Here is an 18785-nt window from a genome sequence, read left to right on the forward strand (position 1 = left end):
GGCCCGGCCTCCCGATACCGGCCGACCGGGCCGGATGCCCCGCTCCCCTTACCCGCCCGTCACCCCGCCCGCTGGGACGGCAGCGTGGGCTGGAGGAGCAGCATCCGTTCGACCAGGCGCAGGAACATCGCCACGTCGCGGATCAGGTCGTCGGCGTCGCGCGGGCCGGCCGCGCCGGCTATGCCCGCCTCGGCGCGGGCGCGGCGCTGGGCGCCGGAGGCGAACAGGGCGCTCCACTCGGCGAGTTCGGGGGCGACCTCGGGCAGCACCTCCCAGGCGCTGCGGATGCGCTGCCTGCGGCGGAGGCTGGTCTCGGGGCGGCCGCGCACGGCGAGGACGGCGGCCGCGGTGCGCAGTGCGGCGAGGTGGGCGGTGGCGTAGCGCTCGTTGGGGGTTTCCAGGTCGCGGGCTTCGTCGATGCCGCGCTGGGCCTGGGCGAGCAGGTCGAGGGCGGCGGGCGGCGCTGCCGCCCGGCGCAGGACGGGGTGGACATCGCCCGGAGGGCCGTACGCCGCGGAGCTGCCCGCGGCCGAACTGGCTGCCATGACGAACCTCCTGTCGTCGCATGACGGTTCGGGGACCGTATGGGGCCATCGTGCGGCACACCACTGACAATCGGCTCTGACCAGCTCTTTCCCTGTGCGGGGCGGGTAATTCGGGGAGATCGCGGCTTTCCCCGGAAAGCGGGCGGACGGCCGGTACCCCCTTGCGGAGACATGACAAGCCTGCGCATACTTTTTTGAACTGACTGGTCAGTTCAGAGGAGGGGATCGTGCACAGCACCCCGCACGGGGCGGCCGTCACCGCCACCGGGCTCGGCGTCCGGGGCCCCCGCGGCTGGGCCTTCAGGGACATCGGCCTGACGGCCGGGCCGGGCTCGCTGATCGCCGTCGAGGGCCCGTCCGGTTCGGGACGCACCTGCCTGCTGCTCGCGCTCACCGGCCGGATGACGCCCTCCGCCGGTACGGCCGAGGTCGCCGGGCTGCCGCTGCCCAAGAAGATGGCGGCGGTACGGGCGGTCACCGCACTGGCCCACGTACCCGGCGTCACGGATCTCGAACCTGCCCTGACGGTGGCCGAGCACCTGCGCGAACGCACCCTGCTCCAGCACCGGTTCGGCGACTCCCTGCGCGCGCTGCTGCGACCGCGCCGGGAGCGTACCGCGTCGGCCCGCGCCCGTACCGACGCGGCCCTGGAGGCGGCCGGTCTGGACGTGCAGGCCCTGCCCAAGGGCGTACGGACGGCCGTACGCGACCTGGAGCGCGCCGAAGCGCTGCGCCTGTCGCTCGCCCTGGCGCTGATCGGGAAGCCACGCCTGCTCGCCGTGGACGACACCGACATGAAGCTCTCCGACGCCGAACGCGCAGGCGTCTGGTCGACGCTGCGCGCCCTGGCGGAGTCCGGGACGACCGTCCTCGCGGTGTGCAGCCAGGCACCCGAGGGCGCGGTCGTGGTGCGTACCGGCGCGCGCGGCGAAGAGAGCGCCGGTCCGATCACCCGGGACGACACGAAGGGAGCGGCGGATGCGCTCGCCGAGGCTGGCCGCGCTTGAGCTGAAGCGGTTCGGGAGGGGCAAGCTGCCGATGGCGGCGCTGATCGCCCTCCTCCTGCTGCCGCTCCTGTACGGCGCGCTCTACCTGTGCTCCTTCTGGGACCCGTACGGGCGCCTGGACAAGATCCCGGTCGCGCTCGTCAACGAGGACACCGGCGCGGAGGTCAAGGGCAGGAAGGTCGCAGCCGGTGACAGCATCGTGGACGGGCTGCGCGACAGCCACACCTTCGACTGGCACCGGGTGAGCGCCCAGGAGGCGGACCGGGGCGTCGAGGACGGCTCGTACTACCTGTCGCTGACCGTTCCCGAGGACTTCAGCAAGCGCATCGCGTCCAGTGGGGGCGACCGTCCGGAAACCGGCGCCCTTCAGGTCCATACGAACGACGCCAACAACTACATCGTCGGGCAGATCTCCCGCACGGTCTTCTCCGAGGTGCGCTCGGCGGCCTCCGCGAAGTCCTCGCGGAGCTTCTACGACAACATCTTCGTCTCCTTCTCGACGCTGCACGACAAGACCCAGGAGGCCGCGAACGGCGCCGGGAAGCTCAAGGACGGCATCGGGCAGGCCCAGGACGGCACCGGAAGGCTCAAGGACGGCCTGGGTACGGCGAAGAACGGCAGCGGCACCCTGGCCGACGGCCTGAAGGACCTCGACGCGGGCGCGGGGCGGCTCTCCACGGGCACCGCCGAACTCGCCCGGGGCGCGACCGCCGCCTCCCGGGGCGCGGACCAGCTGGCCGGCGGTTCCGGGCAGGTCGCCCAGGGCACCCAGCAGCTGGCCGACAAGGTCAACGGGGTGGCGGCGGAGGTGGGCCCGTTCGTCCGGGCGCACGGCAAGGAGATCGGCCGGGTCGCCCGGGTGGTCGCCGACGGCGCCCGGGCCGTACGCGAGAACCTGGACAAGCTGCCGCGCGCCGCCGACGCGGGCGCCAGGCTCTCCCGGGGGATGGCCGACCACCTCGCGGCCTTCTACCGGCAGCGCTGCGGGGACACGGCGCGGCCCGACGCCTCCTGCGCCGAGCTGAAGCAGCTCAAGGAAGAGGCGGCGCGCGCGGCGGCCAAGGCCGAGGAGATCAGCGGCTACGTACACGACCAGAAGAACCTCGACCGTCTCGCCCGCGACCTGGACTCGCTGCACCGCCTGGCGGACGAGCTGGCGCGGCGCGGCCCGCATCTCGGCGCCGACCTGGACGCCGCCGTCAAGAAGATCAACCAGCTCAACGCGGGCGCCCACCAGGTCTCCGCCGGCGCCGGCAAGCTGGCCGCCGGGACCGGGAAGCTGGCGGACGGCGCGGGGCAGGCGGCCGACGGGGCCAGGAAGCTGCACGACGGTGCCGGACGCGCCTCCTCCGGGGCGGACGCTCTCGACCAGGGTGTCGGCAAACTGAAGGACGGCGCGCAGACCCTGTACAGCGGCATGTACAAGCTCTCCGACGGCTCGCAGAAGCTGGCCGGCGGCCTGCACGACGGTGTGCGGCAGATCCCCGACTACGACAAGCACGACCGGGACGCCCGTACGCGTGTCATGTCCGACCCGGTGCAGCTCGCTTCCGAGGCGACGCACCGCGCGCCCAACTACGGCACCGGTTTCGCCCCGTACTTCATCCCGCTCTCCCTCTGGGTCGGCGCGATGGTCGCCTACATGCTGATCCCGCCGCTCAACCGGCGCGCGCTCGCCATGGGCGCGGGCGCCTGGCGGATCGCGGTATCCGGATGGCTGCCGGTCTTCGCCCTCGGGGTGCTCCAGACGGCCGCCCTGATGACCGTGCTGCGCTTCGGGCTCGGCCTGCACATGGAGCGGGCGGCCGGCACGGTCGGGTTCCTGCTGCTGGCCACGGCCTGTTTCGCGGCGATCGTGCAGTGGCTCAACGCCCGGTTCGGGCCGGCCGGCCGCATCCTGGTGCTGGCGCTGCTGATGCTCCAGCTGACGTCGGCGGGCGGTACGTACCCGGTCCAGACCAGCCCCGGCTTCTTCAACGCGATCCACCCGTTCCTGCCGATGACCTACATCGTGGAGGGGCTGCGGCGGCTCATCACGGGCGGCGAGCTGACGCCCGTGTGGCAGGGCAGCGTGGTGCTGCTCGCCTTCACCGCGGCGGCGCTCGCGCTGACCGCCTGGGCGGCGCGCGGGAAGCAGGTCGTACGGCTGAAGGACCTCCACCCGGAGCTGAGCCTGTGAGCGCGCGGGCCGCCGGGGGCGGCACAATCACTCCCATGGACAGCTCCAGCACGCGCCGCCAGGCCACCCGGCGCAAGCTCTTCGAGGCCGCGGTCACGCTCATCGCCGAACAGGGCTTCTCCTCCACGACCGTGGACGAGATCGCCGAGCGGGCGGGGGTCGCGAAGGGCACCGTGTACTACAACTTCGCGAGCAAGAACGAACTCTTCGAGGAGTTGCTGCGGCACGGCATCGAGCTGCTGGCCACCTCCCTCCAGGAGGCCGCGGACGGGGCCGCCGCCCGGGGCGGCACCCGGGTGGACGCGCTGGACGCGATGATCCGCGCCGGGCTGGACTTCATCGCCCGCTACCCGGCGCTGACCCAGCTGTACGTGGCCGAGCTGTGGCGGACCAACCGGGCCTGGCAGTCCACGCTGATGGTGGTGCGGGAACGGGCGATCACGGTGGTGGAGGGCGTGCTCCGGGAGGCGGTGGCGGGCGGCGAGCTGAGCGAGGACATCGACATCCCGCTGACCGCGTCCGCGCTGTTCGGGATGGTGCTGGTGGCGGCGCTGGACTGGCAGTCCTACCAGCCGCACCGGTCGATCGACGATGTGCACGCGTCCCTGTCGCGCCTGTTGCAGGGCCGGGTGAGCGGGCACCCGTAGGCGCGCCGCGCGCATACGGAAGCGGCGGCGGTGGCCGGCATCGTGTGCCGGCCACCGCCGCCGTCGTACTGGCGCGCTGCCCCGGAGCGGATCGTTCCCCCGGCGATCCGTCCAGGACAGCGCTTCCCCCGTGGGGCCCCGCACCCCCGTGCACTCCCTCGTGGAGCCCCCGTGCTCCCCCGTCACGTCCGGGCTGCCGTGCCGTTCCGCCGCCCCGTGTCGGCGGTGCCGGCCCGGCTTCCCTTCCGTGGCCCCCACTCTTCCGTCCGCGCAGGTGGCGGCCCATCCGCGTACCTACTCATCTCGGGGACTGAGTACGGGTACTCAATCCTGAGCACCGGCGCGCAGCGGCTGGTTACGATCTCCTGCGTGTCTGTACTCCCTCTCGTCTTCACCAGCGGCTGGGCCAGCGGCATCAACGCCTACGCCGTTGTCCTGCTGCTCGGCGTGCTCGGGGCGACCGGCGTCGCCGACGAGGTGCCCGAGGCGCTCCAGCGTCCCGATGTGCTGATCGTCGCGGGGGTGCTCTTCCTGTGCGAGGCCGTCGCCGACAAGATCCCGTACGTGGACTCGGTGTGGGACGCCGTGCACACGGTGATCCGGCCGGTGTCCGGCGGTGTCGTGGCGGCGCTGCTGGCCGGCCACGACGGGTCGCTGCCGCAGCTGGCGGCGGGCGCGGTGGGCGGCTCCAGCGCGCTGGTGAGCCACCTGGTGAAGGCGGGCACGCGGATGGCGGTGAACACCTCGCCCGAACCGGCCAGCAACTTCGTGCTGAGCACGCTGGAGGACCTGGGGGTCGCGGGCATCGTCGTCTTCGCGGTGTTCCACCCGGTGGCCGCGGCGATCATCGCCGGGGTGCTGCTGGTCGGCGGGATCCTGCTGGTGGCGTTCCTGTGGTCCCGGGTACGGCGTTTCCTGCGGCGCAGGAGGCAGCGGCGCGAGGAACGGCGGATGGCGGCGGCGCACGGGGCGGGGACGCGCGGGACAGGCACGCCGGTGGGCTGAGCCGGGGCCTGTGGCGTTCCGGCCCAGGTCACGGGCAGGCCCCGGCCGGATTGTCGGTGCCGCCGGATAAAGTCGCAGGCATGGCACGGATTGCGGTGATCGGCGCCGGGATGGGCGCGATGGCGGCCGCCGCCCGGCTGGCCGTCGCGGGCCACCGGGTGGCGGTGTACGAACGTAACGGCACGTACGGCGGCGCGGTGCGCCGCTTCGAGCGCGCGGGCTTCGGCTTCGACACCGGCCCCGGGCTGCTGCACCTCCCCGCCGTCTACCGCGACCTGTTCGTCAAGACCGGCCGCGAGCCGCTGGAGAGCGTGCTGGAGCTGTCCCAGGTCGACCCCGCCGCCCGCCATGTCTTCGCGGATGGCACCGCCGTCTCGCTGCCGAACGCCTCCCGGGCCGGCGTCCTCGCGGCGCTCGACGGCGCGCTGGGCGCGGGCGCCGGTGAGCGCTGGAGCGACTTCCTGGGCCGCGCCCGCGAGGCGTGGGACCGCACCCGCCGGCCGCTGCTGGAGGAGCCGCTGTGGCCCGACTGGCAGGTGCTGGGGCGCGACCCGTATCCGGCGCTGCCGAAGCGCGGCCTGTTCGGGCGGCGCAGGCCCGCGGCGGACGGCACCCTCGCCGAGGTGGCCCGCCGCGAGCTGAAGGACCCCCGGCTGACCGCCCTCCTGGAGAGCTACGCCGTGGCGTACGGCTTCGACCCGCGCACCGCCCCCGCGAGCGCCGCGATCCTGCCGTACATGGAGCAGACTTTCGGAAGTTGGTATCCGCATGGCGGCATCCGGGCGCTGGCGGACGCGCTGTACGAGCGCTGCCTGGCCCGGAAGGTGGAGTTCACCTTCGGCGCCGAGGTCACACGGATCGTCGAGGCGGACGGCCGGGCGGCGGGCGTCGAGCTGCGCGACGGGAGCTGCGCCGAGGCGGACACGGTCGTCGCGGGCATCGCCCCCGACCTGCTGACGGCGCTCCTGAAGGGCCGCGAGCCGTGGGGCGCGGACGACGTACGGCCCGCGGCGGACGAGTGCCCCCGGGCGCCCGGCCGGTTCACGGTCGCGCTCGCGCTGCGCGGCCCCCGCCCGGCGGACGCGGCACACCGCACCGTGGTCCACGCGGCCGATCCCGCCGCGGAGTTGGCGGCCGTCTTCGGCGCGGGTCCGGGCACGCTGTGCGACCGTCCGACGGTGACGGTGCTGCGCCCGGACGACCCGGAGTCCCGGCCCGACGACGACCACGAGGCCGTGACGCTGAGCGCCGCGATCGCACCGTACGGGGACCTGGCCCGGTCCCCCGCCGCTGCCGGGAGCGGCGCACCGGCCGCGTCGGCCGAGCCCCGAAGTGACGCGCACGAGACGGCAGTTGAGGAGACGGCCGCGCTGGCGGCCGCCGCCGACCGGCTGATCGAGGCCGCCGAAGCGGCGATACCCGGGCTGCGGGAGCGGGTGCTGTGGCGGGCCGTGCTGCCGCCCGCCGAAGGCGAGTCGGTGCCGGGCCCGGCGCTGGCCGGTGCCGGGGGCCGCTTCCTGCGCCCCGCCAACCGCACCCGCATACCCGGGCTGTACGCGGTCGGCGGCTGGACGCACCCGGGCGGCGGGCTGGCACATGCCGGGATGTCCGGCGCTCTCGTCGCGGGCCTGATCGTGAACGGGGACGACTGGCGCGGCTCCCAGTGACCCGGAGCGCGCCCGCCCGCTCGCCGGCGCTGCCGCCGCCCGCTCAGTAGCGGTACTGCTGCCCGTCGAAGCCCTGGTTCTGCGGGGGCTGGTAGGGCGGGTACGGCTGCTCGGGGGCGGGCTCGTTGCCGCGCTGCTGGGGGACCCACACCCCGCCGGGCGGCGTCTCGCCGTACGAGGACTGCGGGTCCTGCACGCCGGTGTACTGCTGCCCCGGGTAGCCCGGCGAGCCCCCGAAGGCGTCGGGCTGCTCGTACGGGTCGTACTGCCCGGCGTACTGCTGCGAGCCGAGGTACGGATCGGAGTAGGGCGCCTGCTGGCCCGACCCCTGGGCGTGGGGCTGGTGGGCCTGGCTCTGGTCCTGGCCGGTGCCGTAAGCGCTGTAGTGGTCGGTGTAGGCGTCCTGCCCGCCCTGGGCGGCGGCGCCCCCGTAACCACCGTCGTAGCCGTAGCCGCCCTGGCCGTAGTCCTGGTAGCCGTCGTACGCGGCATAGCCGGGCTGCTGCGGGCGCGCGTCGGAGCTGTATATGCCGTACTGGCCGGTGTCCTCGGGGATCGGCTGGGGCGCGTAGACCTCGGTGGGGTCGGTGCCGGCGTAGCCGTCGTGGGCTCCCGTCCGGGCCGGGAAGCCGTCCTGCGGGGCGAAGGGATCCGTGCCGTCGTACGCGGCCGGGGCGGCATCCGCTCCCCCGGCGCCCGCGCCCTCCATGGCCGGGACGGCTTCCAGGTCGGAGACCTGGAGCGTCGGACCGGCGGCCGCGGCCCGGCCGCCGCCCCGGGCCCGGCGCCGCCGGTTGTCAGCGCGCTTGCCGCTCTCCCCGCGCTTGCCGCTGTCGCCCCGCTTGCCGCGCAGCGCCCAGCCCTCGGAGAAGCCGCTGCGGAAGGAGAGCGTGACGTAGGTCTGCCCGACGGCGAAGGCGATGGCGCCCACCGCTATGACGATCACCGACGGAATGACGACACCGACGACCACGCCGAGGAAGCCGGTGAAGGCCAGCAGCCGCCACCGCAGCCGGGCCTTGTACTGGAGCAGCACTTCGCCGAGGAGCCAGAGCGCGACACAGGCAAATGCGATGTACAGGACCACCAAGCCCATATACGCCCCTCTTCCGCCGCTCCACAGCCGGCGTGGTGCGGCAAACCGCCGTCAGGACTGCTGGTGCAGCCCCAGGTTCTCGTAGATTTCCAGCGTCGCCGTGGAGTGGTTCAGGGTAATGAAGTGCAACCCGGGACTTCCCTCGGCCATCAGGCGCGCGCACAGCTGTGTCGCGTACTCGATGCCAATGGAGCGTACAGCCGCCGGGTCGTCCTTGACGGCGAGGATGCGCTCGGCGAGCTCGGGCGGGAAGGCCGCGTTGCTGAGCTGGGCGAACCGTTCGATCTGGCGGACGTTGGTGACCGGCATGATCTCCGGGATGATGGGCGTCTCGCAACCCGCGGCGGCGACCCGGTCGCGCAGCCGCAGATAGTCCTCGGCGTAGAAGAACATCTGGGTGATGGCGAAGTCCGCGCCGGCCCGGCACTTGTCGACGAAGTGCCGTACGTCGGTGTCCCAGTCCGTCGAGCGGGGGTGCATCTCCGGGAAGGCGGCCACGCCGACGCAGAAGTCGCCGGACTCCTTGATCAGCCGGACCAGTTCGGCGGCGTACAGCACGCCTTCGGGGTGCTGGACCCAGTCGCCCATCGGGTCGCCGGGCGGGTCGCCGCGCAGCGCGAGCATGTTGCGGATGCCGGCGTCGGCGTACTGCCCGATGATGTTGCGCAGCTCGGCCAGCGAGTGGTTGACGGCGGTCAGGTGGGCGACCGGGGTGAGGGTGGTGTCGGTGGCGATCCGCTCGGTGGCGCGCACGGTGCCCTCGCGGGAGGTGCCGCCCGCGCCGTAGGTCACCGAGACGAAGGTCGGCGAGACGGCCTCGATGCGGCGGATGGCGTTCCACAGCGTCCGCTCGCCCTTCTCCGTCTTCGGGGCGGCGAACTCGAACGAATACGACTGCTTGCCGGAAGCGAGCAGGTCGCGCACGGTCCGCGCGCGATCAGTCCTGGTGGAAGCTGTGCCAAGGGCCATACGTGCAGATTATCCACGGGTGCAGCGCACACCAACCAGCTCCGACGAAATGCCCGGATAGCCGCATTCCGGTCCACGCCTTGGACACCGGGCGGCCATCTCACGTCCAGGCGGAGCGCCCCGAACGGCTCATGCTCCGTGGGCGCGCACCCGCTTCGCCAGGGCGGCGGCAGCGGCTCCGGGGTCCTCGGCCTCGGTGATCGCCCGTACGACGACGACCCCGCGGGCGCCCGCCGCCAGCACCTCGTCCAGGTTGTCCGCGTCGATGCCGCCGATCGCGAACCAGGGGCGCTCGGGGCGCCGCGCGGCGGCGTACCGGACGAGGCCGAGCCCGGGGGCGGGGCGGCCGGGCTTGGTCGGGGTGGGCCAGCACGGACCGGTGCAGAAGTAGTCCACGCCGGGCTGGGCCAGCGCGGCGTCCACCTCCGCCTCGGCGTGGGTGGACCGGCCGATCAGGACGTCGTCGCCGAGGATCGCGCGGGCGGCGGGCACCGGCAGGTCGCCCTGCCCCAGGTGCAGCACGTCCGAGCCGATGGCGTGCGCGACGTCGGCGCGGTCGTTGACGGCCAGCAGCTTGCCGTGCCGGCGGCAGGCGTCCGCGAAGACCTCCAGGTGGTCCAGCTCCTCGCCGGCCTCCATGCCCTTGTCGCGCAGCTGCACGATGTCCACACCCGAGCCGAGCACCGCGTCCAGGAACTGCGGCAGGTCGCCCTGGCGCCTGCGGGCGTCCGTGCACAGGTAGAGCCGGGCGTCGGACAGGGCGTCGCGTGCGGTGGTCATCGGGCGGGTCCCCCCAGGTCTGCGGCGTACGGGCCGGGCCTTCCGGCCCGTACGCCCTCGTGGTGCGAAACGGTCGCGGCCGCGGGTGCGGCAGCGACGGCGAACGGCCGCGGACGTGCCCGCGGCCCGGTCAGGCGCTGCTAGACGGCGAGCGCCTGGGCTCGGCGCTTCACCTCCGTACCGCGATTCTCACGCAGGGCCTGGGCGGGGGTGCCGGGCAGTGTCTCGTCGGGGGTGAAGAGCCACTCCAGCATCTCCTCGTCGGCGAAGCCGTCGTCCCGCAGGAGCGTGAGCGTCCCGACGAGTCCCTTGACGACCTTGCCGTCCTTGATGAAGTCGGCCGGCACATGAAGGGCACGGTTCTCGCCACGGCGCACCGCGATCAGCTGGCCCTCCTTCACCAGCTGCCGCACACGCGTCACCTCGACGCCGATCATCTCGGCGATGTCGGGGAGGGTGAGCCAGGCGGGAACGAGTCCATCGATCTTTGCGTCAATCTCGGTCACGGGACAAGCCTGCCACCTCCCACTGACAGCCGGTAGCGGGGCATCGCCATCGGTGCAGGCAGGCACCCGTACGAGACCCCTGCCCGGGCCCGTCGCCGGGCCTCAGACGGCCGCCGACTTCAGCGGTACGGACGCGTCGGCGGCCAGCTGCCGGTCCAGCGCCGCGCCCCGCTCGATGAGCTTGCGGCCCTGCGCCAGGTCGCGCGGCCGGCCCACCGCCAGCAGCGCGACGAGCACGCCGTCGCGCAGCCAGATCACCGACCAGGCCGCGCTCTCCGGGTCGCCGCGCCAGACCGTCTCGTCGGCGCCGGTGTGGTGCCCGGCGTACTGCACGAAGCGGCCGAACTGCTCGGACCAGAAGTACGGGACCGGGTCGTACACCGGGCCCTCGGCCTCGCCGCGGACGAGGGTGGCGGCGACCGTGCGCGGGCCCTGGAGGGCGTTGTCCCAGTGGTGGACGAGCAGGCGGCTGCCGTAGCGGGCGGACGGGAAGGAGGCGCAGTCGCCGACCGCGTACACGTCGGGCAGCGAGGTGCGCAGCCGCTCGTCGGCCAGTACGGAGCGGTCCTCGGGCGACAGTTCGACGCCGGAGCCGGCCAGCCAGGCGGTCGCGGGCCGGGCGCCGATGCCGACCACGACCGCGTCGGCGGCGAGCGTCGCGCCGTCGGCGAGCGTGACCGTGCCCTCGGTGAGGGCGGCGACCCGGGCGTTGGTGCGCAGCTGGGCGCCGCTGTCCTCGTACCAGGCCGCCATCGGGGCGGCGACCTCGGCGGGCAGCGCCCCGGCCAGCGGCCGGTCGGCGGCCTCGACGACGGTGACCCGGCAGCCCGCCTCGCGCGCCGCGGTGGTGAACTCGGCGCCGATCCAGCCCGCGCCGACCACCACGACCTGGCGCTGCTCGGCCAGCACCGGCCGCAGCCGCTCGGCATCGTCGATGGTGCGCAGCACATGGACGTCCGGCAGGCCGTCGCAGCCGGGCAGGGTGACCGGTTCGGCACCGGTCGCGATCACCAGATGGTCGTACTCGACCGGTCCGGCATCGGTCTCGACCACCTTCGAGGCGGGCGCGAGTCCGGTGGCGTGCCGGCCCAGGAGCAGGTCGATGCCGAGCGCCTCGAAGTCCACGTCGAAGGTCGAGCCGTCGGCCTTGCCGAGCAGCACGGCCTTGGACAGCGGCGGGCGGTCGTACGGCCGGTGCGGCTCGTCGCCGAGCACCGTGATCACCCCGCGCCAGCCCTGTTCGCGCAGGGCGACGGCGGTCTGTACACCGGCCAGGCCGGCGCCGACGATGACGACGCGCCGGGCGCGTTCGGCGGCGCGCTCGGCGGGTTCGCCGCCCTGGCGCGCGCGGGCGGGGTCCTGGGGCTGCGTCTGCTCGGTCACCCGATCACTCTAGGACGGCGTGTCGCGCGACCCCGAGCTCCGCGCAACGAGATCTATGACACAACGTCACGGCCGGTCACCCTCAGGTGGCCGCGCGACGCCCCGTGTTCACACCCCGTTCCCCGCCCCCGGTGTTCCCTTACGGCGCGTCGGCGGCCCGTACTAGGGTTGCGGGGAACGCACTCGCGGGAGCCCGGACGCACCGGGCTGAGAGGGAGGCTGCTGCGGCCTCCGACCGTACGAACCTGATCCGGGTCATGCCGGCGAAGGGAGGGGCTGGACGCCCATGCATCCACCTGCACAGCCGTCCGTACGGACCTCGGAGCCCACCTCGGTACCGACGTCCCCTGAGGTACCGGCGTCCCCGGACGTCCTCGTCATCGGCGGCGGCATCATCGGCCTGGTCACGGCCTGGCGGGCGGCCCAGCGCGGGCTGCGCACCGCCGTCGCCGACCCGGCGCCCGGCGGCGGCGCCGCCCAGGTCGCGGCCGGCATGCTGGCCGCCGTCACCGAACTGCACTACGGCGAGCAGACGCTGCTCGGCCTCAACCTCGCCTCCGCCCGCCGCTATCCGGACTTCGCCGCGGAGCTGGCCGAGGCGAGCGGCCGGGACCTCGGCTACCGCCGGTGCGGCACGCTGGCCGTCGCGCTCGACGCCGACGACCGCGCCTATCTGCGCGATCTGCACGCCCTCCAGCGCCGCAGCGGACTGGACTCCGAGTGGCTGAGCGGGCGTGAGTGCCGGCGCCTGGAGCCGATGCTCGCGCCGGGCGTGCGCGGCGGGCTGCGCGTGGACGGGGACCACCAGATCGATCCGCGCCGGCTGGCCGCCGCGCTGCTCGCCGCCTGCGAGCGGGCCGGGGTCGCCTTCCACCGCACCACCGCCGAGCGGCTGACCGTCGAGCGGGGCCGGGCCACCGGCGCGGAGCTGGCCGACGGGAGCCGGATCGCGGCCGGGCAGGTCGTGCTCGCCGCGGGCAGCCGCAGCGGGCGGCTGGCGGGCGTCCCCGAGGAGGTGCTGCCGCCGGTCCGGCCGGTCAAGGGCCAGGTGCTGCGGCTGCGCATGCCCGAGGGGCTGCCCGGCGGCGTACCGTTTCTGTCCCGCACCGTACGGGCCGTGGTGCGCGGCGGCCCGCTCTACCTCGTACCGCGCGAGGACGGCGAGCTGGTCGTCGGCGCCACCACCGAAGAACTCGGCTGGGACACCACCGTCACCGCGGGCGGGGTCTACGAACTGCTGCGGGACGCCCACGAACTGGTGCCCGGCATCACCGAACTGCCGCTGGTCGAGACCCGCGCCGGGCTGCGCCCCGGCTCGCCCGACAACGCGCCGCTGCTCGGCCCGACCGCGCTGCCCGGCCTGCTTCTGGCCACCGGCCACCACCGCAACGGGGTGCTGCTGACGCCCGTCACCGGCGACGTGCTGGCGGCGGCGCTGACCGGCGGCCCGCTGCCGGAGGAGGCCCTGCCGTTCGCCCCGGACCGCTTCACGACGCAGCCGTACGGTGCCCGGCCGGGCGCCGCGCCCATGCCCGCACCCGCCCCTCAGGAGCAGCCCGCATGACCGTCAGCACGTCCATCAGCGTCTCCGTGAACGGCGAGCCCCGCGAGGTCCCCGGCGGGCTCACCCTGGACCGGCTCGTCGCCGGGCTCACCTCGGCCTCCAGCGGCGTGGCCGCCGCCGTCAACGAGACGGTGGTGCCGCGCGGCCAGTGGCCCGCCACCCCGCTCGGCGACGGCGACCGCGTCGAAGTTCTCACCGCAGTCCAGGGAGGCTGATCCGCGGACATGGCCGACGATCTCTTCACCATCGCCGACACCACCTTCGACTCCCGTCTGATCATGGGGACGGGCGGGGCGCCCAGCCTGGACATCCTGGAGCGGGCGCTGCTCGCCTCCGGTACGGAGCTGACGACGGTCGCCATGCGCCGCCTGGATCCGACCGTGCAGGGCTCGGTGCTGTCCGTGCTCCAGCGGCACGGCATCCGCGTCCTGCCGAACACCGCCGGCTGCTTCACCGCCGGCGAGGCGGTGCTGACCGCGCGGCTGGCCCGCGAGGCGCTGGGCACCGACTGGATCAAGGTCGAGGTGGTCGCCGACGAGCGCACGCTGCTGCCCGACCCCATCGAGCTGCTGGACGCCGCCGAGACCCTGGTGGACGACGGCTTCACCGTCCTGCCGTACACCAACGACGACCCGGTGCTCGCCCGCAAGCTGGAGGACGTGGGCTGCGCGGCGATCATGCCGCTGGGCGCCCCCATCGGCTCCGGTCTGGGCATCCGCAACCCGCACAACTTCCAGCTGATCACCGAGCGGGCCGGGGTCCCGGTGATCCTGGACGCGGGCGCGGGCACCGCCTCGGACGCGGCGCTCGCCATGGAGCTGGGCTGTGCCGGGGTGATGCTGGCGACCGCGGTGACCCGCGCGCAGGAGCCCGTCCTGATGGCGGAGGCGATGCGGCACGCGGTCGAGGCCGGCCGCCTGGCGTACCGGGCGGGCCGCATCCCGCGCCGCCACTACGCGGAAGCCTCCTCGCCCACCGAGGGCGTCGCCGTGCTGGACCCGGAGCGGCCCGCCTTCTGAGGCGCGGCGGGCGGCACCCCGTACGGCCGATGGCTTACGACTGCCGCCCGCGCCCGGCGAAACGGACATCCGGCGCGTCCCGCCCCGGCCCGCGGCACCCGCCTGTCACCGTTCGGTCGCAGAAAGGCGCTGGTCGCGGGCGGGGCGTGGGCCATCACCGCGGCGGCTCGTAGACTCCTCTGCCGTGGATACGACCCTTCAGGACCCGCTGGTCGGACAGCTGCTCGACGGCCGGTACCAGGTGCAGGCGCGCATCGCCGCCGGCGGCATGGCCACGGTCTACCGGGCCATGGACACCCGGCTGGACCGGGTGCTCGCCCTGAAGGTGATGCACCCGTCGCTGGCGGCCGACGCCGCGTTCGTCGACCGCTTCATCCGCGAGGCGAAGTCCGTGGCCCGCCTCGACCACCCCAATGTCGTCGGCGTGTACGACCAGGGCACCGACGGAACGTATGTCTACCTGGCCATGGAGTACGTCGCGGGCTGCACGCTGCGCGACGTGCTGCGGGAGCGCGGCGCCCTCCAGCCGCGCGCCGCGCTGGACATCCTGGAACCGATGCTGGCCGCGCTGGGCGCCGCCCACCGGGCCGGGCTGGTGCACCGCGACATGAAGCCGGAGAACGTGCTGATCGGCGACGACGGCCGGGTCAAGGTCGCCGACTTCGGGCTCGTACGGACCGTGGGCACCCACACCACCGCCTCGACCGGCTCCGTCCTGGGCACCGTCTCCTACCTGGCGCCCGAGCAGATCGAGGACGGCAGCGCGGGGCCGCCGGCGGACGTGTACGCCTGCGGTGTGGTGCTCTTCGAGATGCTGACCGGCGGCAAGCCGCACTCGGGCGGCAGCGCGGCGCAGGTCCTCTACCAGCACCTGCACGAGGATGTGCCGCCGCCGTCCACGTACGCGCCGGAGCTGGCGCCGCAGCTCGACGACCTGGTCGCGGCGGCCACCGCGCGCCGCCCCGAGCTGCGTCCGCAGGACGCGGTGACGCTGCTCGCGCAGGCCCGCACGGTCCGCACCGACCTGACCGACGCGCAGCTGGACGCGGTGCCGCCGCAGGCCAAGGAGGCGCCGGAGGGCGGTTCCGCCGCGGGCTCCGAGGACCGTACGAGCGTGCTGCCGCGGGCCGTCGCCGTACAGCCGCCGCTGCCGCTGGAAGAGCCGCAGCCGGGCGGGGAACCGCTGAACCGCACCAGCAGGCTGGAGCTGCCGCAGACGGAACCGGCTTCGGCGGCCGAGCCGACCACCCGGCTGCGGCCGGCCGCCCCGTCCCGGTCCGGGGCGGTGGCCGGGCTGCTGCGGGCCCGGCGCAAGGCCGTCTCCATCGTGGCGGCGGTGCTGCTGGTCCTCGGGGTGGGCGCGGGCGTCTGGTACATCAACTCCGGCCAGTTCACCACCGTCCCGGCCGTCCTGGACATGACGCAGGCGAAGGCGGAGAAGACGCTGCGGGCCGAGGGCCTGGACGTGCAGGTGAAGCACGCCTTCAGCCCGAACGTCGAGCGCGGTCATGTCATGGCCACCACCCCGGAGAACGGCAAGCGCATCCGCGGTACGGGCACGGTCACCATCACCCTGTCCAAGGGCCCGGAGATCGTCCAGGTGCCGGAGCTGGCGGGCACGCCGGTCGCGGACGCCAAGCGCAAGCTGCGTGACCTGGGGCTGACCGTCGGCACGGTGCGCAAGGAGTTCTCCGACGAGGTCGCCAAGGGCTCGGTGATCGGCACCGACCCGGCGGCGGGCAGCAAGCGCCGCCCGGACACCGCCGTCGCGCTGACCGTCAGCCGCGGCACCGCGGTGGACGTGCCGGACGTGACCGGCCGGGACCGGGCGGACGCCGAGGCCACGCTGCGCGGCGCGGGCTTCGATGTGAAGATCGCGGACGGTACGGCGCACTCGCCGCACGAGGCGGGCAAGGTGGCCCGGCAGTCGCCCGGCCAGGGCAGCAAGCAGGGCAAGGGTGACACCGTCACGCTCACGCTCTCCTCGGGCCCGGAGATGGTCGCCGTCCCGGACGTGACGGGCAAGAGCACCGACGAGGCCAAGCGGGCGCTGACCGGCGCGGGCTTCGAGGTCGAGGTCAAGAAGCCGTTCCTGTTCCCGCGGGACAAGGTCGAGAGCCAGTCGGTCGCGGGCGGCGAGCAGGCGGCCAAGGGCAGCAAGATCACCATCCGGCTGGAGAGCGCGCTCTGAGCGCGGGCGCGCGGCGTGTGTCCCCGCGGGTACGGCCGCACCGCGCGCCCACTGTGAGCAAGGACGCCCGCCCGCGCGCCGGGCGGGCGCCGTGCGCCTGGCACCCTTGACGGGTGAGCACTTCCCCCTCCCCGCAGCACGCCCGTGAGCGCAATCCGGTCGGCAGCCATGTGCCGGTGGCCGGCGGCCTGGCCAAGGTCGGCATCCCGTACGCCCGTGACATCGGCGGCGAAGCCGTGCAGGTCTTCGTCGCCAACCCGCGCGGCTGGGCCACTCCGGCCGGTGTCCCGCAGCAGGACGAGGCGTTCCGGGAAGCGTGCGAGCGGGAGGCGATGCCGGCGTATGTGCACGCGCCCTACCTCATCAACTTCGGCTCGCACAACGACGGGACCGTCGAGAAGTCCGTGGTCTCGCTGCGCCACTCGCTGCTGCGCGGCCGGGCGATCGGCGCGCTGGGCGTGGTGGTGCACACCGGCTCGGCGACCGGCGGACGGCCGCGCGCGGAGGCGCTGGCGCAGGTGCGCGAGCGGGTGCGCCCGCTGCTGGACGAGCTGACGCACGACGACGACCCGTGGCTGCTGCTGGAGCCGACGGCGGGGCAGGGCGCGTCGCTGTGCGCGCTGGCCGAGGACCTGGGCCCGTACTTCGACGCGCTGGACCGGCACCCGAAGCTGGGCGTCTGCCTGGACACCTGCCACGCCTTCGCGGCCGGGCACGACATGGCGGCGCCCGGCGGGACGAAGGCACTGCTGGACGAGCTGGTCGACACGGTCGGCGAGGGACGGCTGAAACTGATCCACGCCAACGACTCCAAGGACGTCGTCGGCGCCCACAAGGACCGCCACGAGAACATCGGCTCGGGGCACATCGGGGCCGGCCCGTTCGGCGAGCTGTTCCGGCACCCGGCCACGGCGGGTGTGCCGCTGGTGATCGAGACGCCGGGCGGCAAGGAGGGCCACGCGGCGGACGTGGCGCGCCTGAAGGAGCTGCGCCACCCGGTCTGAGGTGACAGCCTGGGCGTACCGATGCACCAGGCACCCGACGAGCACGAGCACGGCGGGCACGCGGCGTCCGGCTGGGGCGCCGCGGCCCGCGCGACGCTGCACTGCCTGACCGGCTGCGCCCTCGGCGAGATCCTGGGCATGGTCGTCGGTACCGCCCTGAGCTGGCACAACGCCCCGACGATGGTGCTCGCGGTGGTGCTCGCCTTCGTCTTCGGCTACGCCCTCACCCTGCGCGGCGTGCTCCGCTCCGGGCTGGGCCTGCGGACCGCCGTACGGGTCGCGCTGGCCGCCGACACGCTGTCCATCGCGGTCATGGAGCTGATCGACAACGGGGTGATCGCGCTGATCCCCGGGGCGCTGGACGCGGCGCTGTCCGACGCCCTGTTCTGGTGGACGCTGGCCCTGTCGCTGGCCCTGGCGTTCGTCGTGACCACGCCGGTGAACCGGTGGATGATCTCCCGCGGCAAGGGACACGCCGTAGCACATCAGTACCACTGAGCGCGGCCCGGATTCCGGCCGTTCCCGGACCGCCGTCGGGCGGCGCGGCGCGCTACAGCTCGGGCCCGTCCCCCGGCTCCTCCTGGTAGGAGTAGCGCTGCTCGCGCCACGGGTCACCGAGGTTGTGGTAGCCGCGCTCCTCCCAGAAGCCGCGGCGGTCGGCCGTCATGTACTCGATGCCGCGCACCCATTTGGGCCCTTTCCAGGCGTACAGGTGCGGGACGATCAGCCGGACCGGGAAGCCGTGCTCGGCGGTGAGCGGCTCGCCGGAGCGGTGGGTGGCGAACAGGCACTTGGCGTCGGCGAAATCGGCCAGTTTCAGGTTCGAACTGAATCCGTATTCGGCCCACACCATCACATGGGTGACGTCCGGAGCCGGTGGTGCGAGATCGAGGACGGTGCGGGTGGACACGCCGCCCCATTCGGCGCCGAGCATGCTGAACTTGGTGACGCAGTGCATGTCGGCGACCACGGTGGTATAGGGCAGCGCCGAGAATTCCTCGTGCGTCCAGCAGTGCTTGCCGCCGTCCGCGGTGGCGCCGAAAGCCCGGAACTCCCAGCGTTCCGGCCGGAATTTCGGCACCGGGCCGTAATGCGTGACCGGCCATCCCCGTTGCAGTCGCTGCCCCGGAGGCAGCTGAGGATGCTCCGCTTCGCGGCTTTCGGGCTGACCCATGCTCCCCATGGTGTCAGACCCTCGGGGGTGCCGATGACCAGGGCGGCAG

18 protein-coding genes and 1 riboswitch are annotated in these 18785 nt (G+C 73.9%); of the genes, 11 read left to right on the top strand and 7 right to left on the bottom strand.

All coding sequences use genetic code 11. The annotated features are described in order from the left end of the window. Positions 1-59: 59 nt before the first annotated feature. The gene (locus tag ADK86_RS22090) at positions 60-545 is read right to left on the bottom strand and encodes an SAV_6107 family HEPN domain-containing protein (RefSeq protein ID WP_003983728.1); all 486 of its coding nucleotides are present in this window, start codon (positions 543-545) and stop codon (positions 60-62) included. A gap of 227 nt (positions 546-772) precedes the next feature. Between ADK86_RS22090 and ADK86_RS22095 the strand changes: the two genes are divergently transcribed. The 5 genes from ADK86_RS22095 to ADK86_RS22115 all read left to right on the top strand — a co-directional run bounded on the left by ADK86_RS22095 (position 773) and on the right by ADK86_RS22115 (position 7050). Then, positions 773-1552: an ATP-binding cassette domain-containing protein gene (locus ADK86_RS22095; protein ID WP_053698141.1), complete on the top strand. Its 780-nt coding sequence runs from the start codon at positions 773-775 to the stop codon at positions 1550-1552. Next, a complete protein-coding gene (locus ADK86_RS22100) occupies positions 1524-3731 on the top strand; it encodes a YhgE/Pip domain-containing protein (RefSeq protein ID WP_053698142.1) in 2208 nt (735 codons plus the stop codon). The genes ADK86_RS22095 and ADK86_RS22100 overlap by 29 nt, the downstream gene beginning before the upstream one ends. A 35-nt stretch (positions 3732-3766) precedes the next feature. Continuing rightward, positions 3767-4378, top strand: a complete 612-nt coding sequence (locus ADK86_RS22105; protein ID WP_053698217.1) for a TetR/AcrR family transcriptional regulator — start codon at positions 3767-3769, stop codon at positions 4376-4378. A 369-nt stretch (positions 4379-4747) separates the two neighbouring features. After that, positions 4748-5383 carry a DUF4126 domain-containing protein gene (locus ADK86_RS22110; RefSeq protein WP_053698143.1) on the top strand — a complete coding sequence of 212 codons (636 nt, stop codon included), beginning with the start codon at positions 4748-4750 and terminating at the stop codon, positions 5381-5383. Positions 5384-5463: 80 nt separating this feature from the next. Next, complete coding sequence (locus ADK86_RS22115) at positions 5464-7050, top strand: phytoene desaturase family protein (protein ID WP_078952179.1); 1587 nt, start codon at positions 5464-5466, stop codon at positions 7048-7050. A 43-nt stretch (positions 7051-7093) separates the two neighbouring features. Here ADK86_RS22115 and ADK86_RS22120 read toward each other — a convergent pair whose 3' ends face one another. The 5 genes from ADK86_RS22120 to ADK86_RS22140 all read right to left on the bottom strand — a co-directional run bounded on the left by ADK86_RS22120 (position 7094) and on the right by ADK86_RS22140 (position 11784). Continuing rightward, the gene (locus ADK86_RS22120) at positions 7094-8146 is read right to left on the bottom strand and encodes a hypothetical protein (RefSeq protein ID WP_053698145.1); all 1053 of its coding nucleotides are present in this window, start codon (positions 8144-8146) and stop codon (positions 7094-7096) included. 51 nt (positions 8147-8197) lie between these two features. After that, positions 8198-9115 (bottom strand): methylenetetrahydrofolate reductase [NAD(P)H], encoded by a 918-nt coding sequence (gene metF / locus ADK86_RS22125; RefSeq protein WP_030593089.1) that lies wholly within the window; start codon positions 9113-9115, stop codon positions 8198-8200. A 129-nt stretch (positions 9116-9244) separates the two neighbouring features. Next, positions 9245-9895 carry a thiamine phosphate synthase gene (gene thiE, locus ADK86_RS22130; RefSeq protein WP_053698146.1) on the bottom strand — a complete coding sequence of 217 codons (651 nt, stop codon included), beginning with the start codon at positions 9893-9895 and terminating at the stop codon, positions 9245-9247. A 140-nt stretch (positions 9896-10035) separates the two neighbouring features. Next, the gene (locus tag ADK86_RS22135) at positions 10036-10401 is read right to left on the bottom strand and encodes an Rv2175c family DNA-binding protein (protein WP_053698147.1); all 366 of its coding nucleotides are present in this window, start codon (positions 10399-10401) and stop codon (positions 10036-10038) included. Positions 10402-10503: 102 nt separating this feature from the next. Continuing rightward, a complete protein-coding gene (locus ADK86_RS22140) occupies positions 10504-11784 on the bottom strand; it encodes an FAD-dependent oxidoreductase (protein WP_078952180.1) in 1281 nt (426 codons plus the stop codon). A gap of 175 nt (positions 11785-11959) precedes the next feature. Continuing rightward, positions 11960-12073, top strand: a riboswitch (TPP riboswitch). Here ADK86_RS22140 and thiO point away from each other — a divergent pair. From thiO to ADK86_RS22170, 6 genes are all read left to right on the top strand, one after another. Further along, positions 12071-13348: a glycine oxidase ThiO gene (gene thiO, locus ADK86_RS22145; protein WP_078952181.1), complete on the top strand. Its 1278-nt coding sequence runs from the start codon at positions 12071-12073 to the stop codon at positions 13346-13348. It overlaps the preceding riboswitch by 3 nt. Continuing rightward, on the top strand, positions 13345-13563 hold the full coding sequence (gene thiS, locus ADK86_RS22150) for a sulfur carrier protein ThiS (RefSeq protein ID WP_053698148.1): 219 nt from the start codon (positions 13345-13347) through the stop codon (positions 13561-13563). The genes thiO and thiS overlap by 4 nt, the downstream gene beginning before the upstream one ends. A gap of 9 nt (positions 13564-13572) precedes the next feature. Beyond that, a complete protein-coding gene (locus tag ADK86_RS22155) occupies positions 13573-14367 on the top strand; it encodes a thiazole synthase (protein ID WP_053698149.1) in 795 nt (264 codons plus the stop codon). Positions 14368-14551: 184 nt separating this feature from the next. After that, positions 14552-16558 (top strand): Stk1 family PASTA domain-containing Ser/Thr kinase, encoded by a 2007-nt coding sequence (pknB, locus tag ADK86_RS22160; RefSeq protein ID WP_053698150.1) that lies wholly within the window; start codon positions 14552-14554, stop codon positions 16556-16558. A gap of 113 nt (positions 16559-16671) precedes the next feature. Beyond that, complete coding sequence (locus tag ADK86_RS22165) at positions 16672-17562, top strand: deoxyribonuclease IV (RefSeq protein WP_053698151.1); 891 nt, start codon at positions 16672-16674, stop codon at positions 17560-17562. A gap of 21 nt (positions 17563-17583) precedes the next feature. Next, positions 17584-18060 carry a DUF4396 domain-containing protein gene (locus ADK86_RS22170; RefSeq protein WP_053698152.1) on the top strand — a complete coding sequence of 159 codons (477 nt, stop codon included), beginning with the start codon at positions 17584-17586 and terminating at the stop codon, positions 18058-18060. 52 nt (positions 18061-18112) lie between these two features. Here the strand turns inward: ADK86_RS22170 and ADK86_RS22175 are convergent, their stop codons facing one another. After that, on the bottom strand, positions 18113-18745 hold the full coding sequence (locus ADK86_RS22175) for a sulfite oxidase-like oxidoreductase (protein ID WP_003983711.1): 633 nt from the start codon (positions 18743-18745) through the stop codon (positions 18113-18115). Between the last annotated feature and the right edge of the window lie 40 nt (positions 18746-18785).

The organism is Streptomyces sp. NRRL F-5755, from assembly GCF_001279365.1.
GTDB classification, from domain to species: Bacteria; Actinomycetota; Actinomycetes; order Streptomycetales; family Streptomycetaceae; genus Streptomyces; species Streptomyces rimosus.